Raw genomic sequence first — 25,022 nt, 5'->3', positions numbered from 1 at the left:
CTTTCGCATGCGCGAAATCGTGTTCGATACCGAGACGACGGGGGTGAACCCGGCGACGGGCGACCGCATGGTCGAAATTGGCTGCGTCGAATTGGTCAATCGCTGCCCCACCGGCCGCGAATATCATGCCTATTTCAATCCCGAACGCTCGATGCCGAGCGAGGCTGAGGCCGTCCACGGCCTGTCGTCCATTTTCCTCAGCGACAAGCCGCTGTTCGCCGACAAGTGCGAGGAATTGCTCGACTTCATTGGCGACGCGCCACTGATCGCTCACAATGCCGCCTTCGACTTCGGCTTTCTCAATGCCGAGCTGTCGCAGTGCGGTCGTGACCCCGTTTGCCTGACCCGGATGATCTGTACCTTGGTCCTTGCCCGATCCAAGCATCCGGGGGCCAAGCACAGCCTCGACGCGCTGTGCTCCCGCTTCGGCGTCGATCGATCGGCCCGGGTGAAGCATGGCGCCCTGCTCGACGCGCAGCTTCTCGCGCAGGTCTATGTCGAATTGACGGGCGGCCGGCAGATCGGCCTGTCGCTGCTTGCCGACACGACCGCGAAGAGCGCCGCCGCGGCGCCCGACATCATCGTTGGGCTTCGTTCGACGAACCGCCCGGTGCGTCCACCGCGTCCGCACGCCCCTTCGCTTGACGAGCTCGAGGCGCATGCCCAGTTCATCGGTAAGATGAAGGATACTCTCTGGTCGGCAATCGCCCTCCAGTAGAAGTGGCCTTCGCAAGGCAGGAGGACGTCGGAATGGATATCAGGGTCGCAGGCCACCAGGTGGAAACGGGCGCCGCGCTCCGGACCCACGTCGGTGATCGTCTCGAGCCGATGATCCAGCGCTATTTCAGCCGCGCCTCGGCCGCCAACGTGACCTTCGGCAAGGGCCCGCACGACAACGGCTTCACCTGCGACATCGTCGCCCCGGTCGTGAACGGGGTGGTGCTGAAGGCTAGCAACCGGGCTTCCGAGGCGCATCTCGCCTTTGACGGCGCCGCCGACAAGATCGAACGGCAGCTCAAGCGCTACAAATCGCGCCTGCGCGAGCGGAAGGGTGACGGGCAGGTCGCCGTCCCCGACGAGCTCGTCGCCGCCTACACGGTCTTCGCACCGCCGCCGTCGGAAGAGGAGCCCGCGCCCGAGCATCCGCCGGTCGTCGCGGAAACCCGCGTGGACATTCCCAACGCCAGCGTGTCGGACGCGGTCATGATGCTCGACCTGCGCAACACCAACGCCCTCATGTTCCGCAACAGCGCCAGCGGGGCCTACAATATGGTGTATCGCCGGGACGACGGCAGCATCGGCTGGGTCGAACCCACGGATCGCTAGACCGCGCGCGGTCGTTGAGGCATCAGCCGCGGCGGGTATTCGGCCCGGCACTAGAGTGTTCGTAATGCAGCTTGGTTCGTTCATCGACTTCGACGCCATTCGCCCTGCCCTCGCGGCGGCCAACAAGCGCGCCTTGTTCCAGAGCCTGGGACAGATTGCCGGGCAGCGTCTCGGCATCGATTCGGCGGAACTGGTGGCGGCTCTTGGCGAACGCGAGCGGCTGGGATCGACCGGCTTCGGCAATGGCGTCGCCATTCCGCACGGCAAGGTGGCCGGACTGAAGCGTATCTACGGGCTTGTCGCGCAGCTTACCGAGCCGATCGACTACAAGGCGATCGATGGCGATCCGGTCGATCTCGTCTTTCTTCTGCTTTCGCCGCCCGACGCGGGCGCGGACCACCTGAAGGCGCTGGCCGCGATCAGCCGCGTGGTTCGCCATGCGCCGACGCTGGAGAAGCTGCGCGGTGCGCGCTCCAGCGATGCGCTGGCCGCGGTGCTGATCGGGGTCGATGAACCGCACGCTGCCTGAGGGCGGAACGGCAACGGGGGCCGAAGCGCATTTTCGTGCGCTCGAGGCCCTCTACGATTCCGCGCCGATCAATCGCCTGTTCCGCTCGACCCTGACGCTGCTCGACGCGGGTGTGTCGCGGATCGACTTCTCGGTCGAGCCGCAGAGCTTCCACGCGGCCGGCGCCGCGCATGGCACGCTCTATTTCAAGATGCTCGACGATGCCTCCTTCTATGCGGCGAACAGCCTCGTCAGCGATCGCTTCCTGCTGACCACGGCCTTCAACCTCCATTTCACCAAGCCGCTGCGCGAGGGTCCGGCCTTTGCCGAGGGGCGCTGGATCAGTGGCAAACGGCGCGTGTTCGTCGCCGATGCGCGGATCGTGGATTCGTCGGGGGAAGAGTGCGCGCGCGGGACCGGGACCTTCCTTCGCTCGCATATCGCGCTTGCCGGATTGCCCGGATACCAGCCGACGTGAGCGAGCCGCGGCTTGCGTCCGCCGTCGAGGTGTCTGCGCTTATTGCCCGTGCCCAGACCGAGGGCGGATTTGGGGCTGTCCTTGCGCGCGGCGAGGCCGAAAGAGGCGCGTTGCTGGTCGTGATCCTCGAGCGCGGCACGACCGCGGCGATCGTTCAGCGCCTCCTGCAGCGCGATGGCCGCTACTGCTGGGAAAGCCGAAAATGGGACGATTCGGCGAATCCCCAACAACATCTTGCGCGTGCGCGGGACTCCGACCCCGATCTGTGGGTGATTGAACTGGACGTCCCGTCGGCGGAACGATTCATCGCGGGAATGATCTCCGACGATTGACCCACGGCAGGAATGCGACGAACCGAGGAACAGCTTTCGAGCGGGGTATGCCCCGGGCCGGTCCAGAACCGCCCGGGGTATCGCGCGAGACGGGGGATCAGCCCTGGCGTTCTTGGTATCGGTCGCGTCTGCGGCTGCAACCCACGTCATCCGGCTGTCCACCGCAGTTGGATAGGTAGTTCGTGGTTCGTCGCTTTGTCTTGATGGTTGCTGCCGCTGCGCTTGGCGCAGGGTCCGTTGCTCCCGCCCAGGTCGTCCCGGGCACTGCAACCGACCGGGTGGTCGCCGCCGTTGCCAAGCTCGATCCCGAACCGCTCGTCACCACCCCCCTTTCCCGCGATCCGCTTGCTCCGGCACAGAGTGCCGGGAGTGAAGAGCCCGCGCCCGCAACCCCGGCCGACGGCGAAGACCGCGTGGCGATCGCGCCGGGCGCGAGCCTTGCCGAAACCGTGGCCCAGCTTCGCCGCAGCGATGCCGGAAGCCGCGAGCTCGAGTGCCTGGCCGCCGGTGTCTATTTCGAGAGCAAGAGCGAGCCGCTCGCCGGTCAGCTTGCCGTCGGTCAGGTGATCGAGAATCGCGCCGAAAGCCGTGGTCGTTTTCCGGGTTCCTATTGCGGCGTGCTGACCCAGCGCGGTCAGTTCAGCTTCGTTCGCGGCGGTCGCTGGCCGTCGATCAACAAGAACAGCCTCCAGTGGAAGAATGCGGTCGCGATTGCCCGCATCGTTGACGGCGACATGCGCGAGAGCAATGTCGGCAAGGCGCTCTTCTTCCATGCCCGCCGGGTTAGCCCGGGCTGGCGCATGACCCGCGTCGCGGCGGTCGGAAATCACATCTTCTACCGCTGAAGTCTAGCGAGCGTTCCCGTCCTGTTCTAAGCAGGACCTGTGACCGCCGCTGCCGATTCCGCCCTTGCGCCCGACTGTTTCCGTGACCTTCCCCCGGTCGCGATCGAAGTCGCGCGAGGGGTCACGCGCCTGTTCAACCGCTGGGATCTGTTCGCGATCTGCGAAGTGCCGCTTCCCAATGGGCGACGTGCTGACCTGATGGGCATTGATCCCAAGGGGCAGCTCACCATCGTTGAGATCAAGGTCAGCAAGGCTGACCTCACCAGCGACGGCAAGTGGACCGACTATCTCGATTATTGCGACCGCTTCTTCTGGGCGGTGCCGGGGCATTTGTCCGCCCTGCTCGATGAGGAGCGTTTCCTCCCCGACACCGCGGGCGTGATCGTCGCTGATCGCTATGATGCAGCGGTCCTGCGAGAAGCGCCGCACCGGCCGCTCGCGGCGGCACGGCGCAAGGCGGAGCTATTGCGCTTCGCGCGACGGGCCGCGCGGCGCCTCAGCGCGCAGATCGACCCCACGCTCGGCTGGGGTCAGTAAGTCTTTTCTAGAGGCCCGGTCCGGCAGCGGCCTTGGGCTTGGTGGCCGTGGCAGTTTCCATCAGCTTGAGCATCTCGGGACCGCGCGCGTCGCGCTTCGCATAATCCCGTGCGCTTCGGCCGCTCGCATTGTCGGTCTTGTCGGGGTTGGCGCCCTTCTCGACCAGCTTGCGGATGATCGGCAGCTGCCGCTGCTGGACCGCTAGGATCAGCGCGGTCTCTCCGAGACGGTTGGTCTTGTCGACCTGCGCACCACCCTTGAGCAGTGCGTCCACGCCCTCGCCGAAACCGATCCGAGTGGCGATCATCAGGGCGGTGTCGCCGTTCCGGTTGCCGAGGTTCACATCGGCGCCCTCACCGATCAGGAAGCGCAGCCAGCCAAGATCGCGGCGACCGGCCACGATGTGGATTGCCGCTTCCCCGCTGTCGTCGCGGTAGTTGACCACGGTCGAACCGGGCTGATTGACGAGCTCGGTGACCTTGTTGCCATCACGGTCGCGGACGGCCTGGATGAAATCATAGCCGGCGCTCTTGAACTGCGCTGCGGCGGGAACCGTAACCAGCGCCAGCGCCGCTGCCGCAAGGAAGAGCCGATGTTGTGCCATGTCCGCCAGTCGATCAGGATAAATGCTTGAAGTCAGGCCTCTAGCAGACCAAGTCTGCGCTTCCAATGAACAAGCCCGCAACTGCCGATGTCCGCTGGTGGGACAAGCCGCTCGACGCGCTTGATGCCGGCCAGTGGGAAGCCCTGTGCGACGGCTGCGGGCGCTGCTGCCTCCACAAGCTCGAAGATGCCGACACCGGCGAGCTCTATCCCACCAACGTCGCCTGCAAGCTGCTCGACCGGAAGAACGGCCGCTGCACCGATTATCCCAATCGCAAGAAATGGGTCGCGGACTGCGTCCAGCTGTCGATGGACCGCGTGGACGAGCTCGAGTGGCTGCCTTCGACCTGTGCCTACAAGTTGCGGGCCGATGGTGCGCCTCTTCCCGAATGGCACTATCTCGAAAGCGGCAGCCGGGAATCGGTCCACGAGGCCGGCATGTCGACGCGCGGCTGGACGATCAGCGAAGTCGACGCGGGCGAGCTCGAATTCCACCTGACCGACCGTGATCTCTGACGATCCGCGGCTGCCTCTTCCCGTCCAGCTGAGCCGCCTTCGCCGGGCGCGTCGACTGCGCCTCCGGATCGACCATGATCGGCGGCTCCTCAAACTGACCATGCCGTGGCGGACGTCGGCGCGCTCCGCGCTTGATTGGGTCGCGGAGCAGCGGCCGTGGATCGATCAGCAGCTGGAGCGTGCGCCGGCAGGCCAGCCTTTTGCGGACGGAGCAGTGCTTCCGCTCGAAGGCAAGGAAGTGATCGTCCAGCACGATCCCGCGGGACGACGCGGTGTTCGGCTCGACGGCGACCGGCTGGTGGTCGGGGGCCCGGCCACTAGCCTGCCTGCCGCCATCGAACGCTGGCTCCGGGGTCGGGCGCGCGAAGTGCTCAGCACCGAGACTGCCAGAATTGCCGCGGATGCCGGCGTGCCGGTCCGCTCGGTGACGGTGGGCGATGCCACCAGCCGGTGGGGCAGCTGCTCGTCGTCAGGGGCAATCCGCTACAGCTGGCGCCTGATCCTGGCGCCGCCCGACGTCCTTCGCTTCGTGGTGGCGCACGAAGTCGCGCATCGGCTGCACATGGATCACTCGCCCGCCTTCAAGGCCGCAGAGCAGCGCCTGTTCGGCGGCCCGGTCCTGAAGGCGCGGTCAGAATTGCGTCGGCTGGGTCCGGCGCTGCGTGCCGTCGGACGGCACTGATCCCGGCGCCGGGGCGCGCTCACGCGGTGGGGCGGGTTGCTGGCGCTCCGGCGGCGGAAGCTCGCCGCCGAAGATCCGGTCGATCTCGGTTTCCTGACCCGGGGGCGTTGCCGGCGCCACTGGCTGGCCATCCTGGACGCCCGGCTGCCCTGGCTGTGCCGCAAGCGGATCGTCGGGAAGAGTGCCGATCGGATTCCCGTCGGCATCCACCTGCGGCTCGAATGGCAATTCTTCGTTCCCGATGTAGGTCTCTTCGCCGGGCTCGAGCTGCCAGTCGGGCATCGGGACTTCGGTCTGGAATTGCTCGACCGGACGATTGGCCACCGCCTTCACCATGAAGTCGTGGAAGGCACGCGCGGGCGCGGTGCCGCCCTGAAGACCGGCAATGGCCCGGGCATCGTCGCGGCCCATCCAGACACCGGCCGTGATTCCGCTCGAGAAGCCAATGAACCAGCCGTCCTTGTTGGACTGGGTGGTGCCCGTCTTGCCGGCGACAGGCCTGCCGATCTGCGCTGCACGCCCGGTCCCGCTCATGACCGCGGTCTGGAGGAGGTCGGTCATCCCCGCTGCAACCCAGGGGGCGACCAGGGTCCGCTGCTCGTCGGCGGCATGACGATAGAGAAGGCGCCCGTCGCTGCTGGTCACCTTGGTGATGGCATAGGGGCTGACCGACAGGCCCTGGTTGGCGACCGATGCGTAGGCGCGGGTCATGTCGAGTAGCCGCACGTCGGAGGTACCGAGGACCATCGAGGGATAGGTCGACAGCGGGGAGGTGATCCCGAAGCGCCGCGCCATGTCCGCGATCGTCCCGAAGCCCAGCTCGGCACCGATCTTTGCGCTGATCGTGTTGATCGACCTGGCGAAGGCTTCGCGCAGCGAGACCGGACCGAGATAGGCGCGGGTTGAATTGCGCGGACGCCAGCCCTCGACGTCGACCGGCTCGTCGACGAGCGTGGTGGTCGGCTTCATCCCGCTTTCGAGCGCGGCGAGATAGACGAACAGCTTGAAGGAAGAGCCGGGCTGGCGCTGCGCCTGGGTCGCGCGATTGTAGATGCTGCTCACATAATCGCGTCCGCCGATCATCGCCCGGACCGCCCCGTCCCGGTCGAGCGCGACGAGTGCGCCCTGCGCTCCCTTGGGTGCATTGGCGTTGATCGCCCGGTCGGCAGCGGCCTGCATGCCCGTGTCGAGCGTGGTCCAGACCTCGATCGGCTCGCTGCTCTCGTCGATCAGCGTGTCGAGCTGGGGGAGGGCCCAGTCGGTGAAGTAGCGGATACTGTTCTGCTTGGCGCCCTGCTGGACGACGATCTTGGCCGGATCGACATTGGCCGCGGCGCTGGCCGACACGAAGCCATTGTCGACCATCGACTTCAGCACGACGTCGGCGCGTCCGCGTGCGGCTTCGACGTCGGCGGTCGGGGAATAGTTGCTCGGCGCCTTGACCAGGCCGGCGATGATGGTCGCCTCGCCAAGGCTCAGTCGGCTTGCGCCATGGCCGAAAAAGGTGCGACTTGCCGCATCGATCCCGTAGGCACCGCCGCCGAAATAGACCCGGTTGAGGTATAGTTCGAGGATCTGGTCCTTGCTGAACTTGGCCTCGAGCGCGAGCGCCAGCACGGCTTCCTTGAGCTTGCGTCCGAAGTTGCGGCTGTTGTTGAGGAAGATGTTGCGCGCCAGCTGCTGGGTGATGGTCGAGCCACCCTGGCTGAAGCGGCCTGTCTGAAGGCGAACCTTGATCGAGCGCGCCATGCCGATCGGATCGACCCCGGGATGGTGGCGGAACCGCTTGTCCTCGACTGCGATCATCGCCGCGCGCATCGTCGCGGGGATCTCGTCGTACGGAATCCACTCGCCAAGATTGGGCCCGAGCTGCACGAGCAGCTTCCCGTCGGCGGAGCGAATCCGAATGTTCTGGCCGAGATCGGTCCGGTTCGACAGGCTCTGGTAGGAGGGAAGCTGGGTGTAGGCGACGCTGACCGCCACACCGAGCACCACCAGGCCGACAAGGGCAAGGACGATGCCCCATTTCACCAGACGCATTACCATGGCGCCAAATCCGGAAGATGAGGGTGCCGGCGCTGCGCGCGGACGAACGGGCTGCCTGGCCATGAGGAGAGAGGGCTTAAGCGGTCACGCGGGGAGCGGCAAGAGGAGCCGCTCCCCGCAAATCCTCACTTCTCCGGCTTGAAGTCGAGACTCGCCGAATTGATGCAGTAGCGGAGGCCGTCGGGTCCGGGGCCATCAGGGAAGACATGACCCAGATGTCCGGCACATTTGGCGCAGCGCACTTCGACCCGGTGCATGCCATGCGAGAAGTCCTCGATTTCGGCCACGGCATCCTTATCGACCGGTGCGGTGAAGCTCGGCCACCCGCTGCCGCTCTCGTATTTCGTGTCGCTCTCGAACAGCGGCGTACCGCAGCCAGCGCAGATATATTCGCCCTCGGCCTTGTTCTCGAGCAAGGCACCGCTCCACGGCGCTTCGGTCCCTGACTGACGCAGGATGCGGTAGCGCTCTGGGCCAAGCTTGGCCTTCCATTCCTCTTCGGTGGTTGGGGCGGCGCCCGCTTCATTCTGATCGCTCATGGACACACTCCTTTGCATGCGAATGTGGGGATAAGCCCGGGAGCTGCAATGGTTATCGCCCGCTTTACCAAGCTTACACCATTCTGGAGCTATCGCGGTTCCGATGCGGTGGCTTCTGCCCTTTCTGCTGCTTGCGACGCTCCCGCCAACGGTGGCGAGTGCGGCGCCTTGTCGTCTGTGCAGTGAGGAGGCAGGGCTTACGGCCGAGCCGGACGCTGCAAAGCCGATGGCGCTCCAGGTCGAGACCAGTCTCGACTTTGATCGGGTCATCCTGACCGGACCGTCCGGTGGAACGGCCCAACTCGGACCAGATGGCAGCCGGGTCACCAACGGCGCCCTCGCGCCGATGACGGGACGGGCGATGAATGGCGAAGTCGTCATTCGTGGGGAGCCCGGACGGCAGGTTCGGGTCGCGCTTCCGCAGCGGATCGAATTGTTCGGTTTTTCCGGCGGAATGCTGACCATTTCGGCCATCCGCAGCGACCTGCCGGCCTTTCCGAGGCTCGATGCTGACGGACGCCTGAGGGTCCGCTTCGGCGGCGAGCTCTTCGTCAGCGGCGATGCCGAGGGCACCTACCGCGGCGACGTCCCGATCACGGTCGATTATCTGTGACCGGCCGCAATTCTCACCGTCGTCTTAACCATGCCCGCGAAGCCTTCGGTAGCGCGGGACGGTTAATGCGGCACTTACTTCAACGTCGATCGTGGGGGTCGAACGAATGCGCGTAACCTCGTTTCTAGCGGGGGCGGCCACGGCTGCTCTCTTCCTCCTGGCCACGCCAGCCGCAGCCCAGCAGGTCAGCGTCACCGGGGCCAAGCCTACCGCCAGCGTCAACGTGATGAAGCCGCTGCAGCTGACCGGCCTTCGCAACCTCGTGTTTGGAACGGTGCTGGTCGGGACGTTCACCGGGTCCGATACGGTGGCCATCACGCCATCGGGCCGGACCTGCGGGTCGACCGGCGGACTGACCTGCTCGGGCACCTTCAGCACCGCGCAATATCGGGTAACGGGCACCAACAATCAGGTGGCGCTCATCAGCTCGGTTACGCCAACCGTCACGATGACCAACGGGACGGGCGGGACGCTGACGCTAACGCCCACGTTCCCGTCGAGCGTGACGATCGACAACAGCGGCAATCCTGGGAAGCTGTTCGAAGTCGGCGGGACCCTGTCCTTCACCTCGACCATGCCGGACGGCCTCTACGCGGGCACGCTCGATATCCAGGTCGCCTATCAGTGAGCTTCTAGCTGGACATGGTGTTGCCCCCGTCGGGGTGCAGCACCTGCCCGGTCATGTAGCTTGAGTCCTCGCAGGCGAGGAACAGGAAGGCCGGGGCGACCTCATTGGGCTGACCCGGCCGGCCCATCGGGGTGTCCTTGCCGAATTCCGGCATTTTCTCCTTCGGCTGGCCGCCGAAAGGATTGAGCGGGGTCCAGATCGGACCCGGCGCCACGCCGTTCACCCGGATTCCCTGGTCGACGAGATTCTGCGCAAGGCTCCGCGTGAAGGCCGTGATGGCTCCCTTGGTCGATGAATAGTCGAGCAGGATCGGGGCGCCCTTATACATCGTCTCCGACGTGCAGTTGACGATGGTCGACCCCTTCTTGAGGTGTGGCATCGCGGCCTGGGTCAGGAAGAACATCGAGAAGATGTTGGTCTGGAAGGTGCGGCGGAGCTGCTCTTCGGTAATGTCCTCGATCTTCTCGTCGGGATGCTGCTCGCCGGCATTGTTGATCAGGATGTCGAGCTTGCCGAAGGTATCCACGACCTGCTGGACGACCTTGAAACAGAAATCGCGGCTGCCGAGATCCCCCGGGATGCAGATGGCGCGGCGGCCCTCGGCCTCGATAGCCTTGCGCGTGTCGGCAGCGTCCTCATGCTCGTTGAGGTAGAGGATCGCGACGTCGGCCCCTTCGCGGGCAAAGAGCACGGCAACCGCCCGGCCGATCCCGCTGTCACCGCCGGTGACGATCGCAACCTTGTCCTTGAGCCGTCCCGACCCGGGGTAGCGTGGCATGAAGTCGGGTTTGGGTTCGAGCTCATGCTCGTTGCCCGGCATCTGCGGCTCTTCGCGGGTGGGGGGATCGAGGACGTCGGCCACGGTTCAGCCCTCCTTGACCGGCTGGCCGCCACGACGGATCGGCGCGCGCTCGGCCGCGGCCGGCGCCTTGGCGGCCTGACAGCGGGCGATCAGAGTGGGGAAATCGAAATCGGTGCTCTGTGCAAGCACGCCGGCGGTCGCGGCCTCACAGGAGGCTGCGCTCTCGTAGCGGACGGGCGTCTGCGCGACCTGCTGACACGACGCGCCGCCGTCGGCGCAACCCATGATGGCAATGACGAAAGTGACCGGACCCATGATGCTTAACCCCGCAAGGTGACTTGGAGGGTAGAACCCGGAGATAATGACGCGGTTCCAGTCGTTTCGGTTGTGCGTTTGCACGGGCGGCGACGACTTCCTACCTTGGTGCCTCATGCCTCCCGCTGCCGATCGATCTTCACCCGTCCGCGAGCCGAGCGGCTTCAAGGTCCTGCTGCGCTTCCTGCCCTATCTGTGGCCGAAGGGGCAGGCGGGCCTGAAGCTCCGCGTGGTCGGCTCGTTCCTGATGGTGCTGCTGTCGATCACGGTCACCACGATCGTCCTTCCAAAGGCGTTTGGCGGCGCAGTCGACGCAATGACGGCTGGCCGCGCGGACGCGGCCTCGCTTGCGCTTGCCCTGGTTGCAGCCTTCGCCGCGGCCCGCTTCGGCGGCGTCCTCCTCGACAATCTGCGCAACGCCTTGTTCGAGACGGTCGGGCAGGAGGCGACGCGGGTCCTTGGCGAGCGGACCTTCGCGCATCTTCATGGCCTGTCGCTCCGCTTTCATCTCGAGCGGCGCACGGGCGCGGTGACCAAGATCATCGAGCGGGGCTCGAAGAGCATCGACATGATGCTCTATTTCCTCCTCTTCAATCTCGCGCCGACGATTCTCCAACTGCTGATCGTGGCGGTCCTCTTCTGGACTCAGTTCGGGCCGGGGTTGGTCGCCGCCACGGCGGTTGCCGTGGTCGCCTACATCTGGTTCACCAAGGCGGTCACGGACTGGCGCGTTCGGCTGCGCGAGCAATGGACCGAGCATGACACCGCCACGACTGCCCGCGCGGTCGACAGCCTGCTCAACTTCGAGACGGTGAAATATTTCAACGCCGAGGAGCGGGAGCGGACCCTTTACGGCCGAGCCGTGGCGAACCTCGCCCGGTCGACCGTCAAGATCGAGACCAGCCTCGCGGCGATGAACATCGGGCAGAGCCTGATCACCAATCTCCTGATGTTCGGGGCGATGGCCTACACCGTCTGGGGCTGGAGCCAGGGGCGTTTTACGACCGGCGATCTGGTGGTGGTCAATGCGCTGCTGACCCAGCTCTTCCGTCCGCTCGACATGCTTGGCACCGTCTATCGGACGATCCGCCAGGGCCTGACCGACATGGACGAGATGTTCCGGCTGCTCGACACGCCGGCCGAGGTCACCGACCGACCCGGCGCGCCTCCGATCCACGTGGAACGCGGCCACGTTCGCTTCGAAGACGTCAGGTTCGGCTACGAGGACGGGCGCGAGATCCTGAAAGGGCTGACGCTGGATGTCCCCGCCGGCCAGACGGTGGCTGTGGTGGGGCCGAGCGGTGCGGGCAAGTCGACGCTGGCGCGGCTACTCTTCCGTTTCTACGATCCCCAGCAGGGGCGCATCACGATCGATGGGCAGGACATTGCCGCGGTTCGCCAGGACAGCCTCCGCGCGGCCATCGGCATCGTCCCGCAGGATACGGTGCTGTTCAACGACACGCTCGGCTACAACATCGCCTACGGCCGCGATGCGGCAACGCAGGAAGAGGTCGAAGCCGCTGCCCGCGGCGCGTCGCTCGACCGCTTCGTTGCGGCGCTTCCGGAGGGGTTTGATGCCCGCGTCGGCGAGCGGGGGCTGAAGCTCTCGGGCGGCGAGAAGCAGCGCGTCGCGATCGCCCGCACCCTGGTCAAGAACCCGCCGATCCTGATCCTCGACGAGGCGACCAGCGCACTCGACAGCCGAACCGAGGAAGCGATCCTCGACACGCTCCGCGGCGTCTCGACCGGGCGAACCACCATCACCATCGCGCATCGACTTTCGACCGTCGTTGACGCCGACCGGATCGTCGTCCTCGACGGGGGACAGGTGGCGGAAGAAGGAAGCCACGCGGAGCTCCTTCGGCGCGGTGGTCTCTATGCCGACATGTGGGCACGGCAGGCCCAGGAACAGGCGCTCGCCGAAGCGGCCGAATGAAGCGGGTGCCGGGCGACCCCCGCTCCTCGCTATCTGAGCGAGAAGCGGGTGCCCCCGGTCGCCGGACCTAGTGCCCGATCACCATCGTGATCTGCAGCGCCGGCCCGGTCGGCAGTCCGGCCATCTGGCGATAGGCGCGCTTCACGGCCTCGGCGACCTGCGCATCGGTGCTGCGCACGGCGAGGCTGGTGCATTCGCCACTGTCAAAGCCATTCATGTCGAAGCAGAGCGACCCCGCGGTCCGGTAGATGCGATGATCCAATCGTCGACGATCCTGGCGGATGGTGAGGTTGAGGTCGGCATAGCTGACCACGCGCTGCGTGGCGGGATCGATCCGCTTGCCCTGCACCACGACATTTTCGGCCGGTGGTCCGGCAAGGGCCTGCGTCGCGCTGGCGCACAGGGCCACGCCGAGGAAACCGGCGGCGACCAGGCAGGGGATTGTCCGCTGTTGCATGAGAAGCCTCCATCGGGACCGAGCGTCCCGGCGATATTCCTTTCACGTGGAGCCGGTTGCCGCCCGCAGGATTCGGTGAGGTCAGTTGCCGAGAACGATGGGCTCGCTCTTTTTCGATGAGGCCGGTCGATCCGTCGACGACTCGCCATTGGTCGCGCGAAGGACGTCATGGACGCTGCTCGGGGCGATGGGGACCTCGCTGCCATCGCGCAGGCGGGCGCGCCACCGCCGACCTTCGTGGATCAGCCGATCGATGAAGCTAAGTCGCACCAGGCAGGAGCGGTGCAGCTTGAGAAAGCGACCGAGCGAGAGCTGCTCGGCCGTCCGACAGAGCGTCTGGTGAACCAGGGTCGACCATTCGCCGACATGGACGCGCATATAGTCGCCCTCGGCGATTACCTTGTCGATCAGTTCGAGCGGGACCCGGCGGCGGCCATCCTCGCATGTCAGCCAGATGGCGTGATCATTTTCGGTAACAACCGCCTGCTGAAGCTTGCGACAGACGAAGCTGCTTTCGACCCGCGTCGCATATTCTGCGAGAAGGGGGCGCAAACGCTCGAGCTCAGCGAGATAGTCGGCAAGTGTCTCACACCGCGCCTCGACGATCAGGTCGAAGGTCCCGGTGACTTCGAGCGTACTTGCTACCCGCGGGCAGCGGGCAAGGCAGTCCCTGAAGCGCGCCAGACCATCGGCCGATGCGCGATGGTCGAATGCGATGCAGACGACGATCTCGATTCCGGACATGGATCGCTTCCCCCTGGAAGCCGACTCCATTTACACTTTCCGGTAAAGCGCGACAATAATCGCCAGTAAATAGCTGGCCGTCAGGCCGCTGCGGTGCTCCAGCCCAGCCTAGGGATGGCGATGCTGCGCTTGCCGCTGAGGTCGGTACGGGTGACGATGAGGTCGCGGCTTTCGATGTAGCTCAGGAGACGGCGGGCACGGCCGAGGCTGGCGGTCCCGTAGCTCGCCGCGATCGCCTCGTCGCTCGGGGTCGGCTGGCTGTCGCGCGCGGCGCGGGCAAGGAGCAGGAAGGGGCCGAGCATGTCCTCGGGCAGGCCCTCGGCGGCCTCAAGCGCGGGATGCCAGTCGGGGTCCTCGGTGAAGATGCCCGCGCGGGCCATGGCGAGGCGGCGGGTGAAGGCCGGAAGGTCGAGCGGGCTCGGGGAGACGCCGGCCATGCGCAGCCGGACGGTGAAGTCCTGGAACAGCACCGCGCCCGAGCGGCCCGAGGAATCGGGATCGGCGACCATCGCCTCGAGCGCGGCCGCGACCGCGGCGGCCTGCTCCTCGTCCGACTTGGCCGGGAGCGCCGGCGTCGGCGCGGGCTGCTTGGCGGCGAGCATCTCGATCAGCGCTTCGGAGCGAAGCGGCTTGGGCTCGGGACGCGGCGCGGGGGCGGGCTCGAAATCGAAGCCCGGCTGGAACAGCAGCTCCTGCAAATCTTCGCTCTTGGTCGCGGTCGGCAGCGGCACGAGCTTGGGGCTCATCGAACGGGCGCGGGTTTCCACTTCGCCGATCGCGATCGACAGCGGGCGGCGGCTGACCGCGGGGCCCAGCGCGAGGAAGGTGCCGCGGGGCAGGTCGCGGATCGCCTCGGCCTGCCGGCGCTCCATGCCGAGGAGATCGGCGGCTCTCGCCATGTCGATGTCGAGGAAGGTCCGGCCCATGAGGAAGTTCGAGGCCTCGGCCGCGACGTTCTTGGCGAGCTTGGCGAGGCGCTGGGTGGCGATGATCCCGGCGAGCCCGCGCTTGCGGCCGCGGCACATGAGGTTGGTCATGGCCGAGAGCGAGGCGCGGCGGACTTCCTCGGCGACCTCGCCGCCGCCGGCAGGGGCGAAGAGCTGGGCTTCGTCGACGACCACGAGCGCGGGATACCAATGGTCGCGCGGCGCATCGAACAGGGCCGAGAGGAAGGAGGCGGCGCAGCGCATCTGGCCTTCGGCTTCAAGGCCCTCGAGGCTGAGCACGACCGAGGCGCGATGCTCGCGGATCCGGGCGGCGGCGCGGGCGATCTCCTTCTCGTCATGCTCGGCGGCCTCGATCGCGAGGTGGCCGTAGGGGCCGGCGAGCGTGACGAAGTCGCCTTCGGGGTCGATCACGATCTGCTGCACCTGCCCCGCGCTCTTCTCGAGCAGGCGGCGCAGCAGGTGCGACTTGCCGCTTCCCGAATTGCCCTGGACGAGCAGGCGGGTGGCGAGCAGTTCCTCGAGATCGATGGTGACGGGCTGGCCTTGCGGCGACAGGCCCATGTCGACGGCGACGGTCATGCGGCGGCGGTGCGAGCCCCCGCGGTGCGGGCCGCCGGGCCGATCGGGCGCATGGCGAGAAGCGAATAGACATAGGCCGCGACGACCACCGCGCAGATCGCGCTGGCGGTGAAGGGTGCGGGCACGAAGCCATAGGCGAGGTAGCAGCCGAGCGCGCGGGCGACGGCGTGGGTGATCCCGCTGCGGTCGTCGGCGGCCCAGGCGAAGGGGATCCAGACGATGCCGGCAAGGATCGCCATGCCGAGGAGGACCAGCAGCGCTTGCCCGCCCTTGCTCCCGATCACCGCCAGCGGGACGGTCAGGCCGACCATCAGGATCCCGAGCAGGAAGAGGCGGACCAGTGGATTGTCGCCCCCGCCGAACAGGTTGCGGCCGCGCAGCCGGTCGATGAGGAAGGCGAGCGGCAGGATCGCCGCCATGATGTAGAGCGAGGCGTTGGCGACTGTCCGCTCGGGCAGGACGAGCGCGGCTAGCCCCAGTGCCCCCCAGGTGAGGAGGCCGGCGATCGGCATGGCATTGGTGCTGGATGCACGGAAATCGGCATGGAGCTCCGCAAGGCTCCGCTCGGACATGTTCATCTTATCGATCCCCTACCCAATTTCTCGTTTGGACGGGCACGGCAGCCAAGACAAGGTTGCGCCGGGTGCGAAAGGGCGGCCAAAGGCGATGCTGTGACCGACCCGCATCAGCTACTCAAACAAGTCTTTGGATTCGACCACTTCCGCGGGGTGCAGGAAGAGGTGGTCGGGCGCGTGCTTGCCGGGCGGCCGACGCTTGCGATCATGCCGACGGGGGCGGGCAAGAGCCTTTGCTACCAGCTGCCGGCGCTCGCGCTCGACGGCACCGCGCTGGTCATCTCGCCGCTGATCGCGCTGATGCACGATCAGATCCGGAGCGCCGAGGCGCTTGGCATTCGGGCGGCGTCGCTGACCAGTGCCGACGATCGCGACACGGTGGTGAAGCGCTTCCTCGGCGGCGACCTCGACCTTCTCTACGTCGCGCCCGAACGGGCGACGACCGACGGCTTCCGGCGTCTCGCGGATCGCGTGCCGCTCAGCCTCATCGCCATCGACGAGGCGCATTGCGTCAGCGAGTGGGGGCACGACTTCCGGCCCGACTACCGGCTGCTGACGAGATTGCTCGGCGATCACGAGGAGGTGCCGCGGCTGGCGCTCACTGCGACCGCCGACCCGCGAACGCGGGCCGATATCCTCGTCCAGCTCGGCATCCCCGAGGACGGGCTGATCATCAGCGGTTTCGACCGGCCCAACATCCGCTACCATATTCGCCCGCGCGAGCAGGCCGGGCGGCAGGTGCTTGCCCTGCTCAAGGAGCGGCCTGGTCCGGCAATCGTCTATGTGTCGAGCCGCAAGGATGCGGATTCGATGGCCGCGCAGATCGCCGCGAGCGGGCGGTCCGCGCTTTCCTATCATGCCGGGCTCGAGGCCCCGATCCGCGCCGCCAACCAGGCCGCGTTCGTCGCTTCGGAAGAGATGGTGATGGCCGCGACGATCGCCTTCGGCATGGGGATCGACAAGCCCGACGTCCGGACGGTCGTCCATGCCGGGAGCCCGAAGTCGATCGAGGCATATTATCAGGAAACCGGGCGCGCCGGGCGTGATGGCGATCCTGCCGAGGCGCATTTCTTCTGGTCGGCCGGCGACTTCGCGCTTGCTCGCCAGCGGATCGAGCGGGACACGCCGCCAGAACGGCAGGCAGACGAACGGGCGCGTCTCCAGTCGCTCGCGGGGCTGGTAGAAACGACAGATTGCCGCCGCGCCGTGCTGCTTCGCCATTTCGGCGAGGATCCGCCGGTGCGCTGCGGCAATTGCGACAATTGCCTCGACCCGCCGCAGACAATCGAGGTCACCGAGGTCGCAAAGAAACTGCTCTCGGCCGCCTTCCGCACGGAGATGCGCTTCGGGGTCGGACATCTTTCCGATGTTCTTGCGGGCAAGGAGACAGATAAGGTCCACGCCAACGGGCATCACCGCTTGAGCGTCTTCGGCATATGCTCGGACGAGGAATTGCGTCTGGTTCAGCCCGTCGCGCGCGCCCTCATCGCCCGCGATGCCTTGCGCGCCGATGCCTATGGGGGTCTTAGCTTCGGGCCAGGCGCGCGCGCCATCCTCAAGGCGGGGGAGGAGGTGCGCATCGCGATCCCGCTGGCGCGCAAGCGGCGCTCACGTCGCGGAGCCGACAGCACCGACTTTCCCGACGATCCGCTGTTCGATGCGCTGCGCGATACCCGCCGTTCGCTCGCGAAGGAGGCAGGGGTGCCGCCCTATGTCGTCTTCCACGACGCCACCTTGCGGGAAATCGCGTCCGCCAAGCCTGCGACGCTGCACGAACTGGCCGAAATCCAGGGTGTCGGCGCGGCAAAGCTGAAGCGTTACGGCGCGGCAATGCTGGAGACGGTTGCCGCATTCGCCTAGGATCGCACGGCCATGACCTTTCCCGATCCGGTCATCCTCGCCATCCCCTTCTTCCTGGCCACGCTGGGGCTTGAAGCACGGTGGCTTAAGCGCGCGCGGGGAAAGGGGCCTGACCTCAAGGATAGCGCGACGTCGATCACGCTGGGACTGGGAAGCCTCGCCGCGGGCACGCTGACGGCAGGGCTCGTCTTCGCCTTTGCCACCGGGCTCCATCGCGTCCGGCTGTTCGATATCCCGGTCGCCTGGTGGAGCTTCATCCTCTGTTTCGTCTCAGACGACTTTGCCTATTACCTCTTCCACCGGTCGGCGCATCGCGTACGCTGGTTCTGGGCAAGCCATGTCGTCCACCATTCGAGCGAGGCCTACAACCTTTCGACGGCGCTGCGGCAGACGTGGACCGGCTTCATCAGCCTTAATTTCCTTTTTCGCCTGCCCTTGTTCGTGATCGGCTTTCCGCCCGCGCTCGTCTTCTTCTGCGCAGGCCTCAACCTCGTCTACCAATACTGGATCCACACCGAGGCGATCGGGCGGCTTCCGCGCTGGTTCGAAGCGGTGATGAACACGCCCTCGCACCATCGCGTTCACCATGCGGTCAATCCGCGCTATCTCGACCGTAACTATGCGGGGGTGTTCATCGTGTGGGACCGCATGCTCGGCACCTTCGAGCCCGAGCGCGACGACGACCGGCCGCGCTACGGGATTGTCACCCCGCTGCGATCCTTCAATCCCCTCTGGGCCGCGGTCCACGAATGGGTGGCGATGATCCGCGACTTGGGAACGGCACCCGGACGTGCCAAATGGCATTATGCCTGGCGCGAGCCGGGCTGGAGCCACGATGGCAGCCGCCTGACCAGCGAGATGATCCGTGCCCGCTGGCAAGGCCCTGAGGAGGAAACCGACGATGACCGCGTTCAAGCCGCTTGACGACAGGGTGATGGTGGCCGGGCAGATCCACTGCGAGGATCTCGAGGAAGCGCGGCGGCATGGCGTCACGATGGTGATCAACAATCGCCCGGACGGCGAGGACGACGGACAGCCGACCAGCGACGAGATCGAAGCCGCGGCGAAGGCGGCCGGGCTCGGCTATCGTCACATCCCGATTGCGCGCGGGCTGGGTCCGACCACGATCGAACAGATGCGCGAGGCGATGAACGAGGTCGGGGACGGCAAGATGCTTGCCTATTGCCGATCGGGGATGCGCTCGACCCTTGCCTGGGCAGTCGCCTGCCGCGAGCAGGGCGTTCCGCGGGCCGACCTCGAGCGCAAGGCAGGTGAAGCCGGTTTCAGCCTGGCGGCAGTCGACCATCTTCTATGAGTAGCGCGAGGGCGTCGAGAGCGTCCTCGTCCAGCACCATCAGCCGGACCGGCATCAGCGATCCGATCGCGAGGAAGCTGTGCACCTCGGCGTCGAACAGCCGCGCTTCGATGCCATGGCTTCCAAGCAGCAAGCGCGCGAGATCGGCATCCACCCGAGTTGGGTAACGGGCGACCTCGACGAGGCTCAGGCGGTGCCCCCGACCGTAATTCCGTCGATCAGGAGGGTTGGCTGCCCGACCCCAGCGGGAACGCTCTGCCCGCCCTTGCCGCAAATGCCGACGCCTTCGTCGAGTTCGAGATCGTTGCCGATGCCCTTGACCCGGGTGAGGACGGTCGGTCCGTCTCCGATCAGGGTCGCGCCCTTGAGAGGTTCGCCGAGCTTGCCGTCGCGGATGCGATAGGCCTCGGTGCAGCCGAAGACGAACTTGCCGCTGGTGATGTCGACCTGCCCGCCGCCGAAGCTCTTGGCATAGATGCCGTCCTTGACCCGTGACACCAGCTCGGCGGGATCGTCTTTTCCGCCGAGCATGAAGGTGTTGGTCATGCGCGGCATGGGCGCGTGGGCGAAGCTTTCGCGGCGCCCGTTGCCGGTCGGCTCGACTCCCATCAGGCGGGCGTTGAGCCGGTCCTGGAGATAGCCGACCAGGATTCCGTCCTCGATCAGTGTGGTCCGCCCTGTCGGCGTGCCTTCGTCGTCGATGGTCAGGCTGCCACGCCGTTCGTGGAGCGAGCCGTCGTCAACCACGGTGACGCCCAGGGCCGCGATGCGGTCGCCAAGGCGGCCGGAAAAGGCGCTCGTGCCCTTGCGGTTGAAGTCGCCTTCGAGCGTGTGGCCCACGGCCTCGTGAAGCAGCACGCCGGGCCAGCCCGGTCCGCAGACGACGGTCATCTCACCCGCGGGTGCGGCGACGGCATCGAGATTGACCAGCGCCTGGGCGAGGGCGCTGTTGATCGCCCGGTTCCAGGTGGCTTCATCGAACAGGCGATGCATGTCGTAGCGCCCGCCAAGGCCATGGAAGCCCATCTCGCGCCGGCCGTTCTGTTCGACCACGATCTGGACGTTCAATCGGACAAGCGGGCGGACGTCGGTGGCGACGAAGCCGTCGGCACGGACGATCTCGACCACGCTCCAGCTCGCCTGGAGGCCGACGCTGACCTGGACCACGCGCGGATCGCGGGCTCGGGCGACGGCGTCGATCTGCTGGCAGAGCGCGACCTTGTCGGCGAAGGGCAGAACGCCGAGCGGATCCTCGCTGCCATATTGCGCGCGATTGGTCCTCGGGGGCGCAAGCGTCGGCCTGCCGCCCGGAACGAGCAGTCGGAGCGTTTCGGCCGCCCGATCGATGGCGGCAGCGGAAAGTTCGTTGGCGTGGGCAAAGGCCGTTGCTTCGCCGCTGACCCCGCGCAGGCCGAAGCCCTGGCCGACATGATAGTCGGCGGTCTTCAGCCGGCCATCGTCGAAGCCGAACGCCTCGGAGCGGCGATACTGAAGGTAAAGTTCGCCATCGTCATGGGGCGACAGGTGCTTGGCGGCGAGGCGACGCGCCTCGTCCGGATCGAGCGCCGACGAAAAAAGGAAGCGGCGGGGGTCTTCGGCCCCCATCAGGCGGCGACCTGCCCGTCGACCCCGTCATCGGCCGGACCGCCGACGAGGACGAAGCGGCGGTCGCAATAGCCGCATTCGACGAAACCCTTTTCGTCGATGCGGAGGAAGACGCGCGGATGGCCGAGCGCGGGGCTGATGTCGCCGCTGCCGTCGCAATGGACGGCGTTGCTGGTGACACGAACGACTTCGGGAGGCGGCTGCATACCCTCGAGGTAGCAACCGCCTCCCGTCGCTTCAATAAGCTGTGGGGTGCTTATTGAAACTGGGCCGTGACCGTGACTTCGCCGGTGTAGAGACCGGGCATCTGGTTGGCCGCGATGGTGATGGTGCCGCCCACGCCGACATAGAAGACACCGGTCGCGCCGATGACGCGGCTGGTGCCGTCATTGTCGAGGCTGCCGGTGAAGGCGACGGTGCGGGTCAGGTCGGCGGTGTTCTGGAGGTAGGCCGGGAAGGCCGCCACCAGGTTGACCGGCTGGTTCGGCAGGCCGTTGGCGATGAAGCGACCGCGCTGACCGACGTCGGCGGTCGAGCCGACCAGCGGCGCCGCGACGGTACGGCTGCCATCATTCGGGTTGATGGTAACGGTGCCGGTCGACGACGGAGTGGCGACGATCGTACCGAAGCTGAGGTCGTCGACGCGCTGGATCGTGGCGGGCTGGATCAGCAGCGCACGGGCCTGGATCGAGTCCGACGATGAAACCGGAACCGACTGGGCGGCGGCCGGAGCAGCGAAAGCGGTGGTGGCGGCGAGCGCCGCGGCGGCAAGATGAAAACGCATTGTTCGGGTTCCCCACATTTGTTGAACCCCACCATTTTGGTTGGATGCGTCTCAACAGTGGTTCACCAAGGCTCCTCAAGGCGGCCTTAACCCTGTGCCTTCAGAAGTCGGCGGCGCTTATGGATACTGGACGGTGACGTCGAATTCGCCCGTGTAGAAGCCCTCGGCCTGGTTAGCATTGACTACCAAGGTCGCCCCGACGTTGAATTCGAAGGCCTCCAATCGCGCCAGCGTGCGCTTGTCCTGCCCCTGGAGGGTCCAGTTCTGGACCTGCATCGTCTCGGTCCCACCGACACGGCGGATCGTGACGGCCGACTTTGGCAGGCGGATGATGACCACCGAGGCGCTTCGTGCCGCACCGAGGAAGGTGGCAGGGCGGGGGCTCCCCCCGAGGGCGAGCACGCCACCGGTGACACTCCGAGCACTGGTGTTCGGATCGATCACCACCGTTCCCGCGGCGTTGACGGCGATGTAGCCGAAATCGAGGTTGTTCTTGGTGACGACCGTCAGCGGGAAGATGAGCGCCGCACTGGCCTTGGCACGCGGGGTCGCCGAAAAGCGCGCATTCTGCGCTGCCGCCGGGGTCGCGGCGACGATCGCCGCAAGACAGAACAGGCAAGGAGCGCGCCACATGGGTGCTGCTCTAGGAGGGTTAACGTCAAATCCACTTTAGGAAGTAGGGTAAATGCTCAATTTACCTCTTCCGCTTTCGCCCGCATCGCCCCGCCGCTAAGCGAATCAGCCATGAGCAGCGACGCACCCGCCATTCGAATCGACGGCCTCGGCAAGACCTACGACGGGGGCAAGCGCGCCCTCGACGGCGTTTCGCTCGAAGTGAAGCAAGGAGAATTCTTCGGCCTGCTCGGCCCCAACGGTGCCGGCAAGTCGACCCTGATCAACATCCTTGCGGGCCTCGTCACCAAGTCGGAGGGCAAGGTCGACATCTGGGGCTTCGACATCGATCAGCACCCGCGCAATGCGAAGCTGTCGATCGGGATCGTGCCGCAGGAAATCCTGTTCGATCCCTTCTTCACGCCGCGCGAGGCGCTCGAGATCCAGGCGGGCCTCTACGGCATTCCGAAGGGCGAGCGGCGCAGCAACGAACTGCTGGCGGCGATGCGCCTGACCGACAAGGCCCATGCCTACAGCCGGACGCTGTCCGGTGGCATGAAGCGGCGGCTGCTCGTCGCCAAGGCGATGGTGCATTCGCCGCCCATCCTAGTGCTCGACGAGCCCACCGCCGGGGTCGACATCGAGCTTCGCCAGCAATTGTGGGAATATGTGCGCGAGCTGCACCGGCAGGGAACGACGGTGATCCTGACGACGCACTATCTCGAAGAAGCCGAGGAGCTGTGCGAGCGGATCGCGATCATCAACCACGGCAAGGTGGTCGCCAACGAGCCGACCGGGCAATTGCTCGGTCGTGCGCAGGAAAAGAACGTGGTAGTAACGGTCGACCGCGACCTTGCTGCCGTTCCCGACAATATCTGCTTCGATAAGGTCGTGCTGCAGGGGCAGCGCAGTCTCGCCATCACCTATCGCAAGGACCAGGTGAACGCCGGCGAGGTCCTCGCCGCCCTTCAGCGTGACGGCCTTGGTATCGTCGACGTGGTGACGAAGGAGCCCGACCTCGAGGATGTGTTCCTTAGCCTCGTGCGCTCCGAAGCCTGATCGCGCCGCATGAAGTCCTTTGATGTCCTCGTCATCGGGTCGGGCGCTGCCGGACTGACCGCAGCGCTCAACCTTGCCGAGCATCGCCGGGTGGCGGTCATCGCCAAGGGCGGCCTCGGCGAGGGCGCGACGGGCTGGGCGCAGGGCGGGATCGCCGCCGTCCTCGAAGAGGGCGACAGCTTCGAGGCCCATGTCGAGGACACGATGGCGGCCGGCGCGGGACTGAATGACCGCGATGTCGTCGAACATGTCGTCGGCGCCGCACCGGCAGCGATCGCGCGGCTGATCGAGCTCGGCGTCCCCTTCGCTGAAGAAGGTGGCGCGCTTCACCTGACCCGCGAGGGCGGCCACAGCCACAGAAGGATCGTCCACGTCGCCGACGCGACGGGTTGGGCGGTCCAGCAGGCGCTCGAAAAGGCGGCCGCCGCCAATCCCAATATCGTCCTCCTCCCGGACATGGTCGCGATCGACCTCATCACCGGGCGGCACGAGGAACGCTTCTCGAGCGGAGGGGCGGTACACGGGCTTTATGCGCTCAACCGCCAGACCCGGAAGGTCGAGACCTTGCTTGCCCGGGCGACCGTGCTGGCGACCGGCGGTGCGGGGCGCGTCTATCTCTATTCGACCGCGCCGCGCGGGGCGACGGGCGACGGGATTGCCATGGCCTGGCGTGCGGGCTGCCGTGTCTCCAACATGGAGATGATGCAGTTCCACCCGACCTGCCTCTACAATCTCGAGGTCAAGAATTTCCTGATCACCGAGGCGGTCCGCGGCGAAGGCGGGGTGCTCAAGCATCCGCTCACCGGCCACCGCTTCATGCCCGACTATGACGAGCGGGCCGAGCTAGCGCCACGTGACGTGGTCGCCCGCGCCATCGACAATGAGATCAAGCGCGACGGGCTCGACTTCGTCCACCTCGACATCTCGCACCGTGATCCCGAATTCGTGAAGGGGCACTTCCCCAACATCTACGAGAAGCTGATCGGGCTGGGCATCGACATGACCAAGGGCCCGATCCCGGTCGTCCCCGCGCAGCATTACACCTGCGGCGGCGTCGTGGCGGATATCGCCGGCCGGACCGACGCGCCCGGGCTCTATGCCGCAGGCGAGGTCACGGAGAGCGGCCTCCATGGCGCGAACCGGCTCGCCTCCAATTCACTGCTCGAATGCCTCGTCTTCGGCGAGGCCGCGGCGAAGGACATCCTAACACGCTGGGACGAATTGCCGCCGCTGGCCAGGGTCCGTGAATGGGACGAGAGCCGGGTAACGAACAGCGACGAGGAAGTCGTTATCGCCCAGACCTGGGGCGAGATCCGCCGTTTCATGTGGAATTATGTCGGCATCGTCCGGACCACGAAGCGGCTCGAGCGGGCCAAGCGGCGGATCGACATGCTCCGCGGCGAAGTGACCGACTATTATTCGAACTTTCGCGTCACGCCCGACCTGATCGAGCTGCGCAATCTGGTTGAGGTCGCCGACCTCATCGTCCGCTCGGCTCTCCATCGCCGCGAGAGCCGCGGGCTGCACTTCACGACGGATTATCCGCGGACGCTCGCTCAGGCCAAGGATACGGTGCTGGCGCCCTAGCGCAGCTTCGCGATCTTGAGCTTGAGCACCTTGGCTTGCGCCTGCGTGCTTTCCTCCGAGCGGGTCAGGGCCTTGGCGATGGCCTTCAGCCCCATGCCCTTGGCCGCAAGCGTATGAAGCTTGGCGATCTCGTCGGGGGTCCAGGGTTGCTTATGTCGTGCGAATTTCTCGGCCATGGCTCTGTCATCGACC

32 protein-coding genes are annotated in these 25,022 nt (G+C 66.3%); 17 read left to right on the top strand and 15 right to left on the bottom strand.

The features are described from left to right. The first annotated feature begins 7 nt into the window (after positions 1-7). The 7 genes from dnaQ to AC4GYU_RS03565 all read left to right on the top strand — a co-directional run bounded on the left by dnaQ (position 8) and on the right by AC4GYU_RS03565 (position 4,026). Entirely contained in the window at positions 8-718 is a 711-nt protein-coding gene (dnaQ, locus tag AC4GYU_RS03595) for a DNA polymerase III subunit epsilon (protein WP_491085532.1), read from the top strand. 32 nt (positions 719-750) lie between these two features. Continuing rightward, positions 751-1,326 (top strand): ribosome hibernation-promoting factor, HPF/YfiA family, encoded by a 576-nt coding sequence (gene hpf / locus AC4GYU_RS03590; RefSeq protein WP_491085531.1) that lies wholly within the window; start codon positions 751-753, stop codon positions 1,324-1,326. 64 nt (positions 1,327-1,390) lie between these two features. Next, entirely contained in the window at positions 1,391-1,855 is a 465-nt protein-coding gene (locus tag AC4GYU_RS03585; protein ID WP_491085530.1) for a PTS sugar transporter subunit IIA, read from the top strand. After that, positions 1,836-2,312 carry a PaaI family thioesterase gene (locus tag AC4GYU_RS03580; RefSeq protein ID WP_491085529.1) on the top strand — a complete coding sequence of 159 codons (477 nt, stop codon included), beginning with the start codon at positions 1,836-1,838 and terminating at the stop codon, positions 2,310-2,312. Before AC4GYU_RS03585 ends, AC4GYU_RS03580 begins: the two co-directional genes overlap by 20 nt. After that, a complete protein-coding gene (locus AC4GYU_RS03575) occupies positions 2,309-2,644 on the top strand; it encodes a DUF1491 family protein (protein WP_491085528.1) in 336 nt (111 codons plus the stop codon). Before AC4GYU_RS03580 ends, AC4GYU_RS03575 begins: the two co-directional genes overlap by 4 nt. 203 nt (positions 2,645-2,847) lie before the next feature. Next, positions 2,848-3,489 (top strand): cell wall hydrolase, encoded by a 642-nt coding sequence (locus AC4GYU_RS03570; protein ID WP_491085527.1) that lies wholly within the window; start codon positions 2,848-2,850, stop codon positions 3,487-3,489. 39 nt (positions 3,490-3,528) lie between these two features. Continuing rightward, complete coding sequence (locus AC4GYU_RS03565; protein ID WP_491085526.1) at positions 3,529-4,026, top strand: MmcB family DNA repair protein; 498 nt, start codon at positions 3,529-3,531, stop codon at positions 4,024-4,026. A gap of 7 nt (positions 4,027-4,033) precedes the next feature. Here AC4GYU_RS03565 and AC4GYU_RS03560 read toward each other — a convergent pair whose 3' ends face one another. Then, positions 4,034-4,630: an ankyrin repeat domain-containing protein gene (locus AC4GYU_RS03560; RefSeq protein WP_491085525.1), complete on the bottom strand. Its 597-nt coding sequence runs from the start codon at positions 4,628-4,630 to the stop codon at positions 4,034-4,036. Between the two features lie 65 nt (positions 4,631-4,695). Here AC4GYU_RS03560 and AC4GYU_RS03555 point away from each other — a divergent pair, with 65 nt between their 5' ends. Together AC4GYU_RS03555 and AC4GYU_RS03550 are read left to right on the top strand one after the other, a co-directional pair. After that, entirely contained in the window at positions 4,696-5,145 is a 450-nt protein-coding gene (locus AC4GYU_RS03555) for a YcgN family cysteine cluster protein (protein ID WP_491085524.1), read from the top strand. Continuing rightward, on the top strand, positions 5,135-5,827 hold the full coding sequence (locus tag AC4GYU_RS03550) for a M48 family metallopeptidase (protein WP_491085523.1): 693 nt from the start codon (positions 5,135-5,137) through the stop codon (positions 5,825-5,827). Before AC4GYU_RS03555 ends, AC4GYU_RS03550 begins: the two co-directional genes overlap by 11 nt. Here the strand turns inward: AC4GYU_RS03550 and AC4GYU_RS03545 are convergent. Beyond that, on the bottom strand, positions 5,777-7,867 hold the full coding sequence (locus AC4GYU_RS03545; RefSeq protein WP_491085522.1) for a transglycosylase domain-containing protein: 2,091 nt from the start codon (positions 7,865-7,867) through the stop codon (positions 5,777-5,779). The two genes, AC4GYU_RS03550 and AC4GYU_RS03545, sit on opposite strands and share 51 nt — an antisense overlap. 131 nt (positions 7,868-7,998) lie before the next feature. Continuing rightward, complete coding sequence (gene msrB / locus AC4GYU_RS03540; protein WP_491085521.1) at positions 7,999-8,412, bottom strand: peptide-methionine (R)-S-oxide reductase MsrB; 414 nt, start codon at positions 8,410-8,412, stop codon at positions 7,999-8,001. Between the two features lie 226 nt (positions 8,413-8,638). Here msrB and AC4GYU_RS03535 point away from each other — a divergent pair, with 226 nt between their 5' ends. Continuing rightward, complete coding sequence (locus AC4GYU_RS03535; protein WP_491085520.1) at positions 8,639-9,025, top strand: DUF4402 domain-containing protein; 387 nt, start codon at positions 8,639-8,641, stop codon at positions 9,023-9,025. A 106-nt stretch (positions 9,026-9,131) separates the two neighbouring features. Further along, positions 9,132-9,653, top strand: a complete 522-nt coding sequence (locus tag AC4GYU_RS03530; RefSeq protein ID WP_491085519.1) for a DUF4402 domain-containing protein — start codon at positions 9,132-9,134, stop codon at positions 9,651-9,653. Between the two features lie 4 nt (positions 9,654-9,657). Here AC4GYU_RS03530 and AC4GYU_RS03525 read toward each other — a convergent pair whose 3' ends face one another. Beyond that, the gene (locus AC4GYU_RS03525; RefSeq protein ID WP_491086870.1) at positions 9,658-10,473 is read right to left on the bottom strand and encodes an SDR family oxidoreductase; all 816 of its coding nucleotides are present in this window, start codon (positions 10,471-10,473) and stop codon (positions 9,658-9,660) included. A 45-nt stretch (positions 10,474-10,518) separates the two neighbouring features. Then, a complete protein-coding gene (locus AC4GYU_RS03520) occupies positions 10,519-10,770 on the bottom strand; it encodes a hypothetical protein (RefSeq protein WP_491085518.1) in 252 nt (83 codons plus the stop codon). 115 nt (positions 10,771-10,885) lie between these two features. Between AC4GYU_RS03520 and AC4GYU_RS03515 the strand changes: the two genes are divergently transcribed. Beyond that, positions 10,886-12,706: an ABCB family ABC transporter ATP-binding protein/permease gene (locus AC4GYU_RS03515; RefSeq protein WP_491085517.1), complete on the top strand. Its 1,821-nt coding sequence runs from the start codon at positions 10,886-10,888 to the stop codon at positions 12,704-12,706. Positions 12,707-12,773: 67 nt separating this feature from the next. Here the strand turns inward: AC4GYU_RS03515 and AC4GYU_RS03510 are convergent, their stop codons facing one another. The 4 genes from AC4GYU_RS03510 to AC4GYU_RS03495 all read right to left on the bottom strand — a co-directional run bounded on the left by AC4GYU_RS03510 (position 12,774) and on the right by AC4GYU_RS03495 (position 16,011). Continuing rightward, positions 12,774-13,163: a UrcA family protein gene (locus tag AC4GYU_RS03510; protein WP_491085516.1), complete on the bottom strand. Its 390-nt coding sequence runs from the start codon at positions 13,161-13,163 to the stop codon at positions 12,774-12,776. Positions 13,164-13,244: 81 nt separating this feature from the next. Beyond that, positions 13,245-13,907: a LytTR family transcriptional regulator DNA-binding domain-containing protein gene (locus tag AC4GYU_RS03505; RefSeq protein WP_491085515.1), complete on the bottom strand. Its 663-nt coding sequence runs from the start codon at positions 13,905-13,907 to the stop codon at positions 13,245-13,247. Between the two features lie 80 nt (positions 13,908-13,987). Then, positions 13,988-15,433, bottom strand: coding sequence for an ATP-binding protein (locus tag AC4GYU_RS03500; protein ID WP_491085514.1), 1,446 nt, complete (start codon positions 15,431-15,433; stop codon positions 13,988-13,990). Next, positions 15,430-16,011 (bottom strand): DUF7010 family protein, encoded by a 582-nt coding sequence (locus AC4GYU_RS03495; RefSeq protein WP_491085513.1) that lies wholly within the window; start codon positions 16,009-16,011, stop codon positions 15,430-15,432. The genes AC4GYU_RS03500 and AC4GYU_RS03495 overlap by 4 nt, the downstream gene beginning before the upstream one ends. Before the next feature lie 93 nt (positions 16,012-16,104). Between AC4GYU_RS03495 and recQ the strand changes: the two genes are divergently transcribed. From recQ to AC4GYU_RS03480, 3 genes are read left to right on the top strand one after another with little or no spacing between them, the layout of a single operon-like run. Then, entirely contained in the window at positions 16,105-17,868 is a 1,764-nt protein-coding gene (gene recQ, locus AC4GYU_RS03490; RefSeq protein WP_491085512.1) for a DNA helicase RecQ, read from the top strand. A gap of 12 nt (positions 17,869-17,880) precedes the next feature. Further along, the gene (locus tag AC4GYU_RS03485) at positions 17,881-18,792 is read left to right on the top strand and encodes a sterol desaturase family protein (RefSeq protein ID WP_491085511.1); all 912 of its coding nucleotides are present in this window, start codon (positions 17,881-17,883) and stop codon (positions 18,790-18,792) included. After that, positions 18,770-19,183 carry a protein tyrosine phosphatase family protein gene (locus tag AC4GYU_RS03480; RefSeq protein WP_491085510.1) on the top strand — a complete coding sequence of 138 codons (414 nt, stop codon included), beginning with the start codon at positions 18,770-18,772 and terminating at the stop codon, positions 19,181-19,183. The genes AC4GYU_RS03485 and AC4GYU_RS03480 overlap by 23 nt, the downstream gene beginning before the upstream one ends. Here the strand turns inward: AC4GYU_RS03480 and AC4GYU_RS03475 are convergent. From AC4GYU_RS03475 to AC4GYU_RS03455, 5 genes are all read right to left on the bottom strand, one after another. Next, positions 19,152-19,337 carry a putative signal transducing protein gene (locus AC4GYU_RS03475; protein WP_491085509.1) on the bottom strand — a complete coding sequence of 62 codons (186 nt, stop codon included), beginning with the start codon at positions 19,335-19,337 and terminating at the stop codon, positions 19,152-19,154. The genes AC4GYU_RS03480 and AC4GYU_RS03475 overlap by 32 nt on opposite strands. 32 nt (positions 19,338-19,369) lie before the next feature. Continuing rightward, the gene (gene tldD, locus AC4GYU_RS03470) at positions 19,370-20,788 is read right to left on the bottom strand and encodes a metalloprotease TldD (protein WP_491085508.1); all 1,419 of its coding nucleotides are present in this window, start codon (positions 20,786-20,788) and stop codon (positions 19,370-19,372) included. Beyond that, a complete protein-coding gene (locus AC4GYU_RS03465) occupies positions 20,788-20,994 on the bottom strand; it encodes a zinc-finger domain-containing protein (protein WP_491085507.1) in 207 nt (68 codons plus the stop codon). The genes tldD and AC4GYU_RS03465 overlap by 1 nt, the downstream gene beginning before the upstream one ends. A 50-nt stretch (positions 20,995-21,044) precedes the next feature. After that, positions 21,045-21,572: a DUF4402 domain-containing protein gene (locus AC4GYU_RS03460; protein ID WP_491085506.1), complete on the bottom strand. Its 528-nt coding sequence runs from the start codon at positions 21,570-21,572 to the stop codon at positions 21,045-21,047. A gap of 117 nt (positions 21,573-21,689) precedes the next feature. After that, on the bottom strand, positions 21,690-22,205 hold the full coding sequence (locus tag AC4GYU_RS03455; RefSeq protein WP_491085505.1) for a DUF4402 domain-containing protein: 516 nt from the start codon (positions 22,203-22,205) through the stop codon (positions 21,690-21,692). Between the two features lie 111 nt (positions 22,206-22,316). Between AC4GYU_RS03455 and AC4GYU_RS03450 the strand changes: the two genes are divergently transcribed. Beyond that, the gene (locus tag AC4GYU_RS03450) at positions 22,317-23,243 is read left to right on the top strand and encodes an ABC transporter ATP-binding protein (protein WP_491085504.1); all 927 of its coding nucleotides are present in this window, start codon (positions 22,317-22,319) and stop codon (positions 23,241-23,243) included. 9 nt (positions 23,244-23,252) lie between these two features. Continuing rightward, complete coding sequence (gene nadB, locus AC4GYU_RS03445) at positions 23,253-24,830, top strand: L-aspartate oxidase (protein ID WP_491085503.1); 1,578 nt, start codon at positions 23,253-23,255, stop codon at positions 24,828-24,830. Here the strand turns inward: nadB and AC4GYU_RS03440 are convergent. Continuing rightward, the gene (locus AC4GYU_RS03440; protein ID WP_491085502.1) at positions 24,827-25,006 is read right to left on the bottom strand and encodes a hypothetical protein; all 180 of its coding nucleotides are present in this window, start codon (positions 25,004-25,006) and stop codon (positions 24,827-24,829) included. The genes nadB and AC4GYU_RS03440 overlap by 4 nt on opposite strands. Between the last annotated feature and the right edge of the window lie 16 nt (positions 25,007-25,022).

This window comes from Sphingomonas sp. SP2, from assembly GCF_058313385.1.
Note: the sequence above shows the minus strand (reverse complement) of the source record. Positions and strands in the feature narration are given on the sequence as shown.